This is a genomic window from Ancylobacter sp. Lp-2 (assembly GCF_020523795.1).
GTDB lineage: Bacteria > Pseudomonadota > Alphaproteobacteria > Rhizobiales > Xanthobacteraceae > Ancylobacter.
In genome coordinates, this window is sequence record NZ_JAJALI010000001.1 from 484182 (window position 1) to 497537 (window position 13356).

Annotated in this window: 14 protein-coding genes; 10 read left to right on the forward strand and 4 right to left on the reverse strand. The window is 70.9% G+C overall.

The window, feature by feature from the left end; all coding sequences use genetic code 11:
- Nucleotides 1-324 precede the first annotated feature (324 nt).
- Both LGR54_RS02310 and LGR54_RS02315 read right to left on the reverse strand, forming a co-directional pair.
- Complete coding sequence (locus LGR54_RS02310) at nt 325-966, reverse strand: GNAT family N-acetyltransferase (protein ID WP_230360354.1); 642 nt, start codon at nt 964-966, stop codon at nt 325-327.
- A gap of 225 nt (nt 967-1191) precedes the next feature.
- Nucleotides 1192-2322, reverse strand: a complete 1131-nt coding sequence (locus LGR54_RS02315) for a type III PLP-dependent enzyme (protein ID WP_230360355.1) — start codon at nt 2320-2322, stop codon at nt 1192-1194.
- 636 nt (nt 2323-2958) lie between these two features.
- Here LGR54_RS02315 and LGR54_RS02320 point away from each other — a divergent pair.
- A complete protein-coding gene (locus LGR54_RS02320; protein ID WP_230360356.1) occupies nt 2959-3369 on the forward strand; it encodes an SRPBCC family protein in 411 nt (136 codons plus the stop codon).
- 41 nt (nt 3370-3410) lie between these two features.
- Here LGR54_RS02320 and LGR54_RS02325 read toward each other — a convergent pair whose 3' ends face one another.
- Nucleotides 3411-3650 (reverse strand): hypothetical protein, encoded by a 240-nt coding sequence (locus LGR54_RS02325; protein ID WP_230360357.1) that lies wholly within the window; start codon nt 3648-3650, stop codon nt 3411-3413.
- A gap of 121 nt (nt 3651-3771) precedes the next feature.
- On the opposite strand from LGR54_RS02325, the gene LGR54_RS02330 reads away from it, so the two are divergent.
- The 7 genes from LGR54_RS02330 (at nt 3772) to LGR54_RS02360 (ending at nt 9989) form a co-directional block, all read left to right on the forward strand.
- Entirely contained in the window at nt 3772-5394 is a 1623-nt protein-coding gene (locus LGR54_RS02330; RefSeq protein WP_230360358.1) for a gamma-glutamyltransferase family protein, read from the forward strand.
- A gap of 119 nt (nt 5395-5513) precedes the next feature.
- Entirely contained in the window at nt 5514-6653 is a 1140-nt protein-coding gene (locus tag LGR54_RS02335) for an alpha-D-ribose 1-methylphosphonate 5-triphosphate diphosphatase (protein WP_230360359.1), read from the forward strand.
- 43 nt (nt 6654-6696) lie between these two features.
- A complete protein-coding gene (locus LGR54_RS02340; protein ID WP_230360360.1) occupies nt 6697-7500 on the forward strand; it encodes a DUF1045 domain-containing protein in 804 nt (267 codons plus the stop codon).
- 3 nt (nt 7501-7503) lie between these two features.
- Nucleotides 7504-8118, forward strand: a complete 615-nt coding sequence (locus tag LGR54_RS02345) for a DapH/DapD/GlmU-related protein (RefSeq protein WP_230360361.1) — start codon at nt 7504-7506, stop codon at nt 8116-8118.
- A gap of 98 nt (nt 8119-8216) precedes the next feature.
- Nucleotides 8217-9194: a signal peptide peptidase SppA gene (sppA, locus tag LGR54_RS02350; RefSeq protein WP_230360362.1), complete on the forward strand. Its 978-nt coding sequence runs from the start codon at nt 8217-8219 to the stop codon at nt 9192-9194.
- An 84-nt stretch (nt 9195-9278) separates the two neighbouring features.
- Nucleotides 9279-9572: an integration host factor subunit beta gene (gene ihfB, locus LGR54_RS02355; protein ID WP_213353364.1), complete on the forward strand. Its 294-nt coding sequence runs from the start codon at nt 9279-9281 to the stop codon at nt 9570-9572.
- Nucleotides 9573-9599: 27 nt separating this feature from the next.
- Nucleotides 9600-9989, forward strand: a complete 390-nt coding sequence (locus LGR54_RS02360; protein WP_230360363.1) for a LapA family protein — start codon at nt 9600-9602, stop codon at nt 9987-9989.
- A gap of 512 nt (nt 9990-10501) precedes the next feature.
- On the opposite strand, the gene LGR54_RS02365 is transcribed toward LGR54_RS02360, so the two are convergent.
- Nucleotides 10502-10918, reverse strand: coding sequence for an Ohr family peroxiredoxin (locus LGR54_RS02365; RefSeq protein ID WP_230360364.1), 417 nt, complete (start codon nt 10916-10918; stop codon nt 10502-10504).
- Nucleotides 10919-11221: 303 nt separating this feature from the next.
- Between LGR54_RS02365 and LGR54_RS02370 the strand changes: the two genes are divergently transcribed.
- Together LGR54_RS02370 and LGR54_RS02375 are read left to right on the forward strand one after the other, a co-directional pair.
- Nucleotides 11222-12130, forward strand: a complete 909-nt coding sequence (locus LGR54_RS02370) for a TIGR01459 family HAD-type hydrolase (protein WP_255607150.1) — start codon at nt 11222-11224, stop codon at nt 12128-12130.
- Nucleotides 12131-12352: 222 nt separating this feature from the next.
- Entirely contained in the window at nt 12353-13306 is a 954-nt protein-coding gene (locus LGR54_RS02375; protein ID WP_230360366.1) for a bifunctional riboflavin kinase/FAD synthetase, read from the forward strand.
- Nucleotides 13307-13356: the final 50 nt, after the last annotated feature.

Genomic DNA, 13356 nt, shown 5'->3' on the forward strand with positions numbered 1-13356 from the left:
CCTTTGGTTGCCTCAATACTTTAAGGTGCGGGGCACCATGGTGGGGCGGGGAGGCGGCGTCAATAGCGGCGCCGCACGGGACAAGCGAGCCTGCCGCGCCTTTGACGACGCGCGCATGACATCGCGACGAGGGGGAAGGCGGGCGCCGCCCCGGGGGACCGCAGGCGAGCGGCCTCCACATCGGGGCGGCGCCGGAACATGTCCCGCACGGGACCGGCCGCGTGGCAACACCACAGGGCCGACCGGCGGGACATGCTTAACCCGTCGAACCGAAACGCCTCCCTGCCGGCCGGGACCTTAGCCCGAGGGGAAGGCGCTCGTGCCTCAGGCCGAGCGTTTCATGTCGGCGGGCACGGATTCGCGGGCAATCAGCTCGCTGAGGCTGGGGGCGGCGAGGAGATCGCCGGTCGGGCTGACCAGGCCACGCGCGCCCTTCAGCGCGCCGGACTTCAGCTCGAGGCCGAGGAAGCGCGAGCGCTCGAAGGCGCCGGGCAGCCACAGGCCCTCGGTGAGCGCCACCTCGAAACCGAAGCGGGCGTAATAGGGCGCGTCGCCGACCAAGAGGATGGCGCCATGGCCGAGGCGGGTCGCCTCGCAGATCGCGGTGACCATCATCGCCTTGCCGAGGCCGCGATCGCGGAACCACGGATGCACCGCCAGCGGGCCGAGCAGCAGCGCCGGGCGCGACGGGCCGGCCGTGACGTGCCACAGGCGCAGCGTGCCGACCACCCGGCCATCAGCGCCATGGGCGGCGAAGGCGAGGCCGTCCGCCGGCTTGCGGCCCTCGCGCAGGCGCTCCGACGTCTTGCCGAAGCGGGCGGCGCGGCCGAAGGCGAGGTCGAGCAGCGCCTCGCGCTGGGCGATATCGGCCGGGCGCTCCAGCGAGATCGCGGGCGCGGGACCGGTGAAGTCGGCGGGAGCCGGAATCGCGGCGACGGCGGTGAACTCGGTGACGGCACGTTCCATTGACGGCCTCCAACACCCGGTTCTCCCGGGCAAAGAGGTGAAAAGGAATTGTGAAAGTCCGGTGCGGCGGGGTGGTTCCGCTGCGGCGGCTTGATTCCGCCCGACACGAGGCCCGGATGGGTATCCGGGACGCTCCCGTCGCCGCGACCGATTGCGGCCGGCGCGGCAGACGTCGCGACCGGACGAGCCGGCCGCGGGAGCCTTGGTAAGCCGGCTTTTGCCGGCTCAGATCACGTAGGAGCGCAGCGGATCGAAGCCGTTGAACGCCACCGCCGAATAGGTGGTGGTGTAGGCGCCGGTGGCCTCGATCAGCACCTTGTCGCCGATGGCGAGCGAGATCGGCAGCTCGATCGGGGTCTTCTCGTAGAGCACGTCGGCCGAATCGCAGGTCGGGCCGGCCAGCACGCAGGGCTCGGTCGCGTCGCCGTCCCGCTCGGTGCGGATCGGGTAGCGGATCGCCTCGTCCATCGTCTCGGCGAGGCCGCCGAACTTGCCGATGTCGAGATAGACCCAGCGCATGGTGTCGGTCTCGGACTTCTTCGAGATCAGCACCACCTCGGCCTCGATCAGGCCGGCGGCGCCGACCATGCCGCGACCCGGCTCGATGATGGTCTGCGGGATGGCGTTGCCGAAGTGACGCGACAGGGCGCAGAAGATCGCCTCGCCATAGGCCTCGGCGGCCGGGACGTCCTGCAGGTACTTAGTCGGGAAACCACCGCCGAGATTGACCAGCGACAGGGTGAAGCCGCGCTCGGCGCACTCGGCGAAGATCGACGAGGCGGAGGCGAGAGCGGCGTCCCACGCTTCGACGTTCTTCTGCTGCGAGCCGACATGGAAGGAGACGCCGTGCGCCTCCAGCCCGAGGCGATGGGCGTGCTCGAGCACGTCGACGGCCATTTCCGGCTCGCAGCCGAACTTGCGCGACAGCGGCCATTCGGCGCCGGCGCCGTCGCACAGGATGCGGCAGAACACCTTGGAGCCGGCGGCGACGCGGGCGACCTTCTCCACCTCGACCTGGCAGTCGACCGAGAACAGGCGCACGCCCAGCTCGAAGGCGCGGGCGATGTCGCGCTCCTTCTTGATGGTGTTGCCATAGGAGACGCGGTCCGGCGTGGCACCGGCGGCGAGCGCCATCTCGATCTCGGCGACCGAGGCGCAATCGAACGAGGAGCCGAGCTCGGCGAGCAAGCTGAGCACTTCCGGCGCCGGGTTGGCCTTCACCGCGTAGAAGACGCGGGTGTCCGGCAGCGCACGGGCGAAGGCGCCATAGTTGGCGCGCACGACGTCGAGATCGACGACGACGCAGGGACCTTCCTCACGTCGGTTGCGGAGGAACTCGCGAATACGGTCGGTCATGGCGCTCTCCCAGTGACCCGAAGCTTCGACCCATGGAGACGTTCCCTCGCCCGCGCGGCGTCAATGAGCCGCGTCGGTGGCGAGAATGCGCCTCCGTTCGCCGGCCGCACGGTTTTTGCCGCAAGGCCGGATGAAATGGAGCCGTGGCACGGACACGTTCGCGAGCGCATGTGGAGAGCGCTCTCGTTCGGCCGATGCCTTCGCTTGGTACGGGAAACCCGACCGCACGCCCGGCAAGAAGTAGTGCCTCTTCAGTTTCCCGACCTTTGGAGGGCCGACAGAGACCAAAAAAGCCCGCTACGTCGTTGCTTCAAGTCACGTTCCCAGCTGAGAGCTGAGTGCGCCGGTTTCGCCTCCGGCTACCGATCTGACTGGCGACTTTCCGGCCTCTTGTCCGGACTTCCGCCGATCGGCACGCGACCACAGGCACGTGCGAATATTGGGCGAGGCGTGATGTAGGGATATTCACCGTCACATGCAAGCGGGTTTTCTGCGATTTTTGCGCGAGGCGGACGGCGGCGCGAAAGGCGGGCGCGGCATGCCCGCCTGGGACGTCGGCACGGGGTGCTCCGCCCTTGCCAAGCGGGGAGCGATGCCGTTCCGTTCCGCTCGGGCCAAACCGACCTGGAGATCGCAATGCCGCTTCAGCCCGCCCTGCATATCGGCATCGGCATCGCGCGCCGCTATGAGGAGGTGCGCGGCTTCCTTTCCGAGCCGGCGAACTTCGCGCTGTGGGCGGAAGGGCTCGGCGCGGGGATGGTGCCGCTGGGCGGCGCCGACTGGCGGGTGGAGACGCCGCTCGGGCCGATGCGCGTGCGCTTCACGCCGCCGAACGAATACGGCGTGCTCGACCACACGCTGATTCCCGAGCAGGGCGCGCCGATGCGCAACCCGATGCGGGTCGTCGCCAACGGCGACGGCTGCGAGGTGATCTTCACGCTGTTCCGGCGGGAGGAGATGAGCGAGGCGGCCTTTGCCGCCGACGCCGACTGGGTACGGCGCGACCTCGACCGGCTCAAGGCGCTGATGGAGGCCCGGCCGGCGTGAGCGGCACGCGATTCGTCGGCGCCCGGCGGTGTCGACGGGTCTCAGCCCTCGACGAAGGGCTCGACGCTCTTGGCCTTCACGATGAAGCGGTAGATGCCGTAGATGGCGAGCAGGCCGAAGGCGCCCTCGAAGATCAGCTCCGTCACCCAGCCGGCATTGAACAGGGCGGCGACCGCCCAGCCGGCGGCGAGGCCGGCGCCGATCAATTCCGCGCCCAGCAGAATGGCGGCGCTTACCACCGTGCTGACATGGTCCCAGCGGATGCGACGGCCCGTGCTCATCAGTCTTCCCAGTGCTGTCTTCCTGCCTTAATCGGCGGCGCGCAACCTGCTATGCCCGGCCGCGCCGGTCAAGTCGCCCCACGGGAGCGTGATTCGCGGCGTGGATTCGGGAGGGCAGGAGATGGACCGCTTCACCGCACATGAGAGCCGCCACGGCGGGCGCGGGGTGATCGCGGCGCCGCATCGCCTCGCCGCGCTGGCCGGCCGTGCCGTGCTGGAGGAGGGCGGCAACGCGGTGGAGGCGATGCTGGCCGCCGCCGCCACCATCGCCGTGGTCTATCCGCACATGAACCAATTGGGCGGCGACGGCTTTTGGCTGATCCGCGGCCCGTCCGGCCGGGTCGCCTATATCGAGGCGGCCGGCTATGCGGGTGCCGGGGCGACGCGCGCCTTCTACCGCGATGCCGGCTACGATGCCGTGCCCGCGCGGGGCCCCTTGGCGGCGCTCACCGTGCCCGGCCAGATCGGCGGCTGGATGCTGGCCATGGAGATGGCGAAGGGGCTGGGCGGCCGCATGCCGCTGAAGCGGCTGCTGGAGGACGCCATCCATCAGGCCCGCGCCGGCTATCCGGTCTCGGCCTCGCAGGCGCGGCTGACCGCCGAGAAGCTCGCCGAGCTGAAGGACGTGCCGGGATTCGCGAGCGCCTATCTCGCGGATGGAGGCAAGGATGGTGGCAAGCCGCCGGCCGAGGGCACGACGCAGCGTGCGGCGCGGATCGCCGACACGCTGGAGCAGCTCGCCGGCGCCGGGCTCGCCGATTACTATCGCGGCGATGTCGGGCGCGAGCTCGCCGCCGATCTGGAGCGCGCCGGCTCGCCGGTGACGCGGGCCGACCTCGAATCCTACAGGGCGATGGAGCGCAAGCCGCTCGCCGCGACGCTGCGCGGCATGAAGCTGTGGAGCTCGCCGCCGCCGACGCAGGGGCTGGCCAGCCTGATGATCCTCGGCGTGTTCGACCAGCTCGGCGTCGCCGAGCCGGAAGGCTTCGCCCATATTCACGGCCTCGTCGAGGCGACCAAGCGCGCCTTCCTGGTGCGCGACCGCGTGGTGACCGACCATGACCGGCTGACCGCCGACCCGGCGTCCTTCCTCACGCCGGCGGCGTTGGAGCGCGAGGCGGCGGCGATCGAGAAGCGCCGCGCCGCGCCCTGGCCGCAAAAGGCGGCGCGCGGCGACACGGTGTGGCTGGGAGCGACCGACAAGAGTGGCATCTCGGTGTCCTATATCCAGTCGATCTACTGGGAGTTCGGCTCGGGGCTGGTGTCGCCCTCGACCGGCATCCTGATGCAGAATCGCGGCGCTTCCTTCTCGCTCGATCCCAGGGCGACGAACCCGCTGGAGCCGGGTCGGCGGCCGTTCCACACGCTGAACCCCTGCATGGCCGAGCTGGCGGATGGGCGATTCGTCGCCTTCGGCTCGATGGGCGGCGAAGGCCAGCCGCAGACCAACGCGGCGGTGATGAGCCGCTACGGCATGTTCGGCGTGCCGCTCGGCCAGGCGGTGGCGCGGCCACGCTGGCTGCTCGGGCGCACCTGGGGCGACGACACCATCGGGCTGCGGGTCGAGGGCGCCTTCGATTCGCGCGTCGCCGACGACCTGCTGCGCGCCGGCCACGAGCTGAGCGCGCTGCCGGAGGATTACAGCGACGTGATGGGTCATGCCGGGGCGGTGGTGCTGCACCCGAAGGGGCAGGTCGAGGGCACGCATGACCCGCGCTCCGACGGCGACGCCGAGGCGGTGTGAGCCGCGCCGGGCGGGCGAGCGGGAGCGGGCGGCGTAGTGCGGAGTGCGGAGTGCTTGCGCGAAAAGGGTTTCGCGCGGGTTCATCGAATGGTCACGGCAACATGCGAGACGCGCGGCCCATGGAAACGATTCTCACCAATGCCCGACTCGTTCTCGACGATGCCGTCGTCGAGGGCACGCTGGTCGTCGAGGGCGGCGACATCCGCGCCGTCGACGAGGGCCGCTCGCACCTGCCGCAGGCGGTGGATCTCGCCGGCGCCTATCTGGCACCCGGCCTGATCGACCTGCACACCGACGCGCTGGAAGGCCATTTCGTGCCGCGCCCGAAGGTGATCTGGCCGGACGCCCGCGCCGCCGCGCTGGCGCATGACGCGCAGATGGCCGGCTCCGGCGTCACCACCGTGTTCGACGCCATCTGCGCCGGCGGCTTCGACCAGTCCAAGGCCGACCGCCGGGCGCTGTACACAGTGATGCTCGACGCGGTCGACGAGGGGATGGCGCGCGGCATGTTCCGCGTCGAGCACCGGCTGCATCTGCGCTGCGAGCTTACCGACCCGACGCTGGAGGCGCTGGTGGCGCAGGCCGAGGGGCGGCCGAGCCTGTCGCTGGCCTCGCTCATGGACCACACGCCCGGCGCGCGGCAATGGCGCAATGTCGAGCACCTGAAGACCTATCTCTCCGGCATCGGCAAGACCGCCGAGGAGATGGACCGCGAACTGGGCGAGCGCGCCGCGCGCGGCCGGGCGGCGGTGCCGGGCAATTTCGCCCGCATGGTCGACCTGTTCGCCGGCTCCGGCATCGTGCTGGCCAGCCATGACGACACCACGCCGGAGCATGTCGCCGACGCCAAGGCGGCCGGCTGCACCATCTCCGAATTCCCCACCACGCCGGAAGCGGCCAGCGCCGCCCGCGCGGCCGGGCTCGCCACCATCGGCGGCGCGCCGAACGCGGTGCGCGGCGGCTCGCATTCCGGCGGCGTGTCGATGCGGGCGCTGGCGGCCGAGGGGCTGATCGACGCGCTCGCCTCCGACTACGTGCCGGCGAGCCTGCTGCAGGCCGCGCTGGCGCTGACCCGCGACCCCGGCCTGACGCTGCCGGCGGCGCTGGCGCTCGTCTCCTCGCGGCCGGCGGCGCTGGCCGGCCTCGCCGACCGTGGCCGGCTGGCGCCGGGCCTACGGGCCGACCTGATGATCTTCGACGTGATCGACGACACGCCGGTGGTGAGGGAAGTGTTCCTCGCCGGCCGGCGCATCTTCTGAACGACGGGACTTCGCGCAGGCGAAGCTGTTCTCGGGAGGACGCATGACGACGATACTGAACGATGTCCGGCCGACCGATGCCGGCCGCATCGACACACTGGCCATCGAGCCGGCGGAGCCCCGTCGGTCGGAGACCCGGCCGAGCGACCCGCGCTACGCCATCTATTTCGCCCCGCCGGCCAAGAGCCCGCTCTGGCGCTTCGGCTCCTCGGTGATCGGCTACGACGCCGAGACCGGGCGGGAGGCGCCGCTGCCGGCGCTGTCGCGCTTCACGCCGGAGCGCTGGCGCGACCTCACCGCCGAGCCGCGCCGCTATGGTTTCCATGGCACGCTGAAGGCGCCGTTCCGCCTCGCGCCCGGCAAGGACGAGGCGGACTTGCGCGCGGTGTGCGCCCGCTTCGCCGCCGACCGGGCGAGCTTCGCCTGCGCCGGGGTGATGCTGGCCTCGATCGGCCGCTTCTTCGCGCTGAAGACGGTGTCGACCTGCTCGGCGCTGAACCGGCTCGCCGCCGGCGCGGTGGCGGCCTTCGACGATTTCCGCGCCCCGATGACCGAGGCGGAGCGCGAGCGCCGGTTGCGCGCGCCGCTGACCGAGCGGCAGAAGGACTATCTCGGGCGCTGGGGCTATCCCTATGTGCTCGACGATTTCCGCTTCCACATGACGCTGACCGGCCCGCTCGACGACGCCGACCGCGCCGCCGCCGAGGAAGAACTGGCGCAGCTCTTCGCACAGAGCGGCGCCGACGGGCCGCTGATCGTCGGCGGCATCGCGCTGTACCGCCAGGACGGGCGGGCGGATGGCGGCGAGCGCTTCCGGCTGATCGAACGCTATGCCTTCGGGAGCTGAGGCGTGACCAAGCTGGGCCCGGCGCCCCTCGTCGACGCTACCGCCGAGCTGCACGCCTCGCGGCTCGGCCGCTACACGGAGGTCGGCGAGCGCACCCGGCTCGTCGAGGTCGAGCTCGGCGACTATTCCTATGTGGTGAACGACAGCGACATCGCCTACGCCACCATCGGCAAGTTCACCTCCATCGCCGCGATGACCCGCATCAATCCCGGCAACCACCCGATGGAGCGGGCCAGCCAGTCGCATTTCACCTATCGCGCCGGCGACTATTTCGACGGCGAGGCGAATGAGAAAGGCTTCTTCGACCGCCGCCGGGCGCAATGGGTGACCATCGGCCACGATGTGTGGATCGGCCACGGCGCCATCGTGCTGCCCGGCCGAAGCATCGGCGACGGCGCGGTGGTGGCGGCCGGCGCGGTGGTCACAAAGGATGTGCCGCCCTACACCATCGTCGGCGGCAATCCGGCGCGGCCGATCCGCGCCCGTTTTCCCGCCGGGATCGGCGAGCGGCTGCAGGCGCTCGGCTGGTGGCACTGGGACCACACGCGGCTGCATGCCGCGCTTCAGGATTTCCGTGCCCTGCCGGTCGAGGCGTTCCTGGAGAAGCACGGCGGCTGAACGCAGCCTCCTGTCGCGTTTCCGGTTGCTGCCTTGCGTCCGCCGAACTTGCGCCCTACGTCAGAGGCGCATTTTTCAAGACGGAGCGGCCGCAACCGATGCTCGGCACTGCGATGGACGTCGATTCCCTGATCGAGCGCCGGCGGCTGCGTCGCAAGCTCACCTTCTGGCGGGTGGCGGTGCTGCTGGTGCTCGCCGCCGGCGCCGCTCTGGCGGCGCTGTGGTGGAGCGATGGCGGGTTCACCCCGCGCGCGGCGCCGCATGTGGCGCGGGTGAGCATTGGCGGCATCATCCGCAACGACCGCGAGCGGCTGGAGATGTTCGACGACATCGCCCGCTCCGGCGCCCGCGCGGTGATCATCGCCATCGACAGCCCCGGCGGCACGGTGGTCGGCTCGCAGCAGCTCTATGACGGGCTGCGCCGCCTCGCCGGCAAGCTGCCGGTGGTGGCGGTGGTCGACGGCATGGCCGCCTCCGGCGCCTATATCGCCGCCATGGGGGCGGACCATATCGTGGCGCCGCGCAACGCCATGGTCGGCTCGATCGGGGTGATCTTCCAGTACCCGAACTTCACCGACCTGATGAAGACGGTGGGCGTCGCCTACGAGACCATCAAGTCGAGCCCGCTCAAGGCGGTGCCGAACGGCTTCGAGCCGACCAGCCCGGAGGCGCGGGCGGCGGTGATGTCGCTGGTCACCGACAGCTATGACTGGTTCCGCGGCCTGGTCGCCGAGCGGCGGGCGCTCTCCGGCGAGAAGCTGAACCTCGTCGCCGACGGCCGGGTGTTCACCGCGCATCAGGGCCTGCCGCTCAACCTGGTCGACGAGCTCGGCGACGAGCGCACCGCCCGCGCATATCTGGCGCGCGAGCGCAACGTGGCCGAGAATCTGCCGGTGCGGGTCTGGCGCACCGGGCGTTCCGGCGAGGAATTCGGCTGGCTGCGCGCGGCCAGCGCGCGGCTGATGGGGCTGCTTGGGCTCGATGACGTCGCGGACCTGGTGATCGGCCCGGCTTTCGACGCCGCGGCGCAGTCTCGCCTTGACGGTCTCTTGGCCCTCTGGCACCCTCGCGATTAGGCTTTGGGGGGAGCCAACAGTTTCGAGAATAAAGTGTTTTCGGATTTACGACGAGCCGAAGACGAAAAAGGGGCCGGGGCGTCGATGATCAAGTCGGAACTAGTCCAGCGTATCGCGGAAGCCAATCCGCATCTCTATCAGCGCGACGTCGAGAACATCGTGAATGCGATCCTCGACGAGATCGTCGGCGCGCTCGCCCGGGGGGACCGGGTGGAATTGCGCGGCTTCGGTGCCTTCTCGGTAAAGGCGCGCCCGGCGCGCACCGGGCGCAACCCGCGCACCGGCGCGCATGTGGCGGTCGACGGCAAGGCCGTGCCCTATTTCAAGACCGGCAAGGAGATGCGCGAGCGCCTGAACGGCGGCGTGGATCTCGAATAGCTGGCCTGAGCAAGCGGGAGTGAAGGCGTGCTGTTGCGTCGCATCCTAACCATCGTGCTGATCCTGCCGGTCTCCATCGGCCTCATCATGCTGGCGGTGGCAAACCGCCATCCGGTGACGCTGGTGCTGGATCCCTTTGCCGGCGCCTTGTCGGCGGAGCTGCCGCTCTTCGTGGTGGTGCTGGCGAGCCTCGTCATCGGCGTGGTGCTGGGCGGGGTCGCGGTGTGGCTGCGGCAGGGCCGCTATCGCCGGGCGGCGCGCAGCGCCGGCCGCGAGGCGCGCCGGGCCAATGCGCAGGTGGACAGCCTGCGCGCGGCGATGTCGGAGCGCGCCCCCCGTGTTCCGCTGGCGCCGGGCGGTGCCATGGGCCCGATCGGCCCGGCGGCGCTGCCGGACCATCGGCGCAACGCGGCCTAGGCGGCCTTCGGCGGCGCGCGTCGAACTGCGCCGACCCGCCGGGTGCGGCAGGGCGGTCGACCCGACTGTTTGCCCGGAACCGGCGCTGGCCGCGATGTCGCCTGCGGTCGCTTATGCACGTGCTCGCAGCGACCGGCGTGGGTCGACTCCGGCCGACGACGATGCCTGCCGGAAGGCCCGTGGGCGATCATGTCGTGAACGGCCCTGGGTGCTTGCCGGCCGGCGACGGAGACGTGCCTTCGGGCCGCCTTTCCCGTGAAAGCCTTTTGCTCGCGGCGTTGCCGGGGCGTGCGACGGGCGCGCCTGCCGATGGAGCAACGCGTCCTGCCCTGAGCGGTGGATCGTCGCGCGGGGCGTTCGTCTGTCATTCCGCGTCTGCGGTTCGCGTCCCCGGACTCGCGCCTTCCGACCCGGGCTCCCGGGAACGGCGACGCCGATAGGGCGGGGGGATCGGCCGGGACGGGCGGGTGCCGGCCCGGCGTGAAACCGGGCCGAGCCGTCCCGCTACGGCGTCACTCCACCGCCAGCTCGACCGGGATGTTGCCGCGCGTCGCCTTGGAATAGGGGCACATCTGGTGCGCCGCCTCGATCACCTCCTGCGCCTGCTCCCTGGTCAGCGCCGGCGCCTTGAGGGTGAGCTTCACCGCCAGGCTGAAGCCGGTATCGCTCTTCTGCAGCGAGGCGGCCACCGTCACCGAGGCGTCGGACACGTCGAGCTTCTTCTGCCCGCCGACCGCTTCCACCGCCGAGCCGAAGCAGGCGGCGTAGCCGGTGGCGAACAGGTGCTCCGGCGTGGTTTTGCCCGGTTCCAGCACGCCGTTCTTCGGCATGCCCAAATCGACGGACACCGAGCCGTCGCTGGTGGCGGAATGGCCGTGGCGGCCGCCCTTGGCGGTGGCTGTGCCGGTGAACAGCGTGGTCGCGGTCATCAGGTACTCCTTGGCTTGCGGATATCGGGCTTGCGGATGTCGGGCTTGCGGATGTCGCCGATCATCGACGGGCGCGATGAAGATAGGGCGACGGTGCCGGCCGGCAACGCCGTCCAGCGCTGTCGCGCGTGCGAAGCGGCAAGCCGGGCCGTGTTGTGAACAGGGTTGGCCCGGCGCGGCACTGCCAGTGCGGGAGGCAGCCATACCGCCGGCGGCCTTGTGCCGGGGCGGCCGGCATGGCACTTGCTGGCTCAACTTCGTCGCTCTTCCCATTCCGATCCGCCCGCCGAGGTCGCCCTGCCCATGTCGTCTGCGTCGTCTTCGTCTGTGCCGTCTGCGTCCATCTCCGCCGCGATCCCGGTGCTGCCCTTCGCCGAGCTGGCGCCGCGCTACGACGTGATCCTGTGCGACGTCTGGGGCGTGCTGCACAACGGCGCCAACGCCTTCGCCGCCGCTTCGGACGCGTTGATCCGGGCCCGCGCCGCCGGCGGCACGGTGATCCTCGTCTCCAACGCGCCACGGCCGAACGCCGATGTCGGCGTGATCCTCGACCGGTTCGGGGTCCCCCGCACCGCCTATGACGCCATCGTCACCTCTGGCGACGTCACCACCGGACTGCTGCGCGCGCGTGGCGCCGGCAAGGTGTGGCATCTCGGGCCGGAGCGCGACCTCGGTATCTACCAGGGCGCCGGCGTCGGGCTGGTGGAGATGGAGGCCTCCGAGCTGGTGGTCTGCACCGGGCTGTTCGACGACACCACCGAGACCCCCGAGACCTATCGCGACACGCTGGCGGCGATGAAGGCGCGCGACCTCACCATGATCTGCGCCAATCCCGACATCGTGGTGGAGCGCGGCGGCGAGCTGATCTGGTGCGCCGGCGCGCTCGCCGAGGCCTATCAGGCGATCGGTGGCGAGGCGATCTGGTGCGGCAAGCCGCACCGGCCGATCTACGAGGCCGCCTTCGCCAAGGCCGCCGAGCTGCGTGGTGCGCCGGCGGAGCCGGGTCGCTTCCTCGCCATCGGCGACGCGCTGCGCACCGACCTCGCCGGCGCGCTCGGGGTGGGCATCGACTGCCTGTTCATCGCCGGCGGCATCCATGCCGGCGAATTGGGACTGGAGCGCTCCGGCACCATCGACCCGAAGGCGCTCGCCCGGCTGATCGAGGACGGGCCCGGCCGGCCGGTCGCCGCCGCGCCGCAGCTGGTCTGGTAGCCGCGCGCCGGCCGGGCCTTGTCGACCCGATCGAGCGGACCCGTACCCGCCGACCTGATTTGACCGACCCTAGGCGCAGCCTGTCGAGGCGATAGCTTATTCGTATCGGCGCGCCGGTTTCGCGGGGCGCGGAAAGCGGCTAGGGGTGTGCCGTTGACGTGCCGGCCGCGCCTCTCCAGTTTGCGCGCGATCCGTGACGCAGGTTCCGACGGTGTTGCCCCGATGAGCGCTTCCCCCGCCCCCCATCCCTTCATCGTGCTACGCGGCGGCGACGCCGTGCCGGCCACCCTCGCCCATCCGGTGGTGGCGATCGGCAATTTCGACGGCGTGCATCGCGGCCATCGCGCGGTGATCGGCGAGGCGGTGCGCCGCGCGCATGCCGCCGGCAAGCCGGCAGTGGCGCTGACCTTCGAGCCGCATCCGCGCGCCTATTTCCGTCCCAACGAGCCGATGTTCCGCCTGACGCCGGAACCGATGAAGCTCGCCCTGCTCGCCTCGACCGGGCTCGACGGCGCGGCGGTGCTCGCCTTCGACGCGCTGCTGGCGGCCAAGGATGCCGAGAGCTTCGTCACTGAGATCCTCGTCGACTGGCTCGGCGTCGACTGCGTGGTGGCTGGCTTCGACTTCCATTTCGGCCGCGCGCGCGGCGGCTCGCCGGCCTTCCTGCGCGAGGCGGGCGCGCGCCACGGCTTTTCGGTGGAGATCGTGCCGCCGTTGCTCGACGACGGCGCGCAGATCTCCTCCAGCGCCATCCGCGCCGCCCTCGCGCAGGGCCGCGTCGAGCAGGCCGCGCACATGCTGGGCGCGCCCTTCGCCGTCGAGGCGGAGGTGATCCATGGCGACAAGCGCGGCCGCGAGCTCGGCTACCCCACCGCCAATATGCGGCTCGACCCGACCATCGAGCTCGCGCACGGCATCTATGCGGTGACGGTGGAGATCGACGGGGTGGCGCGGCCGGCGGTGGCGAGCTTCGGCCGCCGCCCGACCTTCGACGACGGCGCGCCGCGGCTGGAGACCTTCGTGTTCGATTGGTCCGGCGACCTCTATGGCCGCAAACTGAAGGTAGCGTTCCACGCTTATCTGCGCCCGGAGCTGAAATTCGACGGCATCGAGCCGCTGATCGTCCAGATGGACGAGGACAGCCGCCGGGCGCGTGCCATCCTCGGCGCCGGCTGAGGCGCCACCTCGCAGGGAGGCCTCTAAGGGCGGTTGCAAACCCTTGCACC

Bases quoted from the DNA above. Each gene is read 5' to 3' on its own strand.
- LGR54_RS02310 (WP_230360354.1), bottom strand. From the start codon at position 966: ATGGAACGTGCCGTCACCGAGTTCACCGCCGTCGCCGCGATTCCGGCT.
- LGR54_RS02315 (WP_230360355.1), bottom strand. From the start codon at position 2,322: ATGACCGACCGTATTCGCGAGTTCCTCCGCAACCGACGTGAGGAAGGT.
- LGR54_RS02320 (WP_230360356.1), top strand. From the start codon at position 2,959: ATGCCGCTTCAGCCCGCCCTGCATATCGGCATCGGCATCGCGCGCCGC.
- LGR54_RS02325 (WP_230360357.1), bottom strand. From the start codon at position 3,650: ATGAGCACGGGCCGTCGCATCCGCTGGGACCATGTCAGCACGGTGGTA.
- LGR54_RS02330 (WP_230360358.1), top strand. From the start codon at position 3,772: ATGGACCGCTTCACCGCACATGAGAGCCGCCACGGCGGGCGCGGGGTG.
- LGR54_RS02335 (WP_230360359.1), top strand. From the start codon at position 5,514: ATGGAAACGATTCTCACCAATGCCCGACTCGTTCTCGACGATGCCGTC.
- LGR54_RS02340 (WP_230360360.1), top strand. From the start codon at position 6,697: ATGACGACGATACTGAACGATGTCCGGCCGACCGATGCCGGCCGCATC.
- sppA (WP_230360362.1), top strand. From the start codon at position 8,217: ATGCTCGGCACTGCGATGGACGTCGATTCCCTGATCGAGCGCCGGCGG.
- ihfB (WP_213353364.1), top strand. From the start codon at position 9,279: ATGATCAAGTCGGAACTAGTCCAGCGTATCGCGGAAGCCAATCCGCAT.
- LGR54_RS02365 (WP_230360364.1), bottom strand. From the start codon at position 10,918: ATGACCGCGACCACGCTGTTCACCGGCACAGCCACCGCCAAGGGCGGC.
- LGR54_RS02370 (WP_255607150.1), top strand. From the start codon at position 11,222: ATGTCGTCTGCGTCGTCTTCGTCTGTGCCGTCTGCGTCCATCTCCGCC.
- LGR54_RS02375 (WP_230360366.1), top strand. From the start codon at position 12,353: ATGAGCGCTTCCCCCGCCCCCCATCCCTTCATCGTGCTACGCGGCGGC.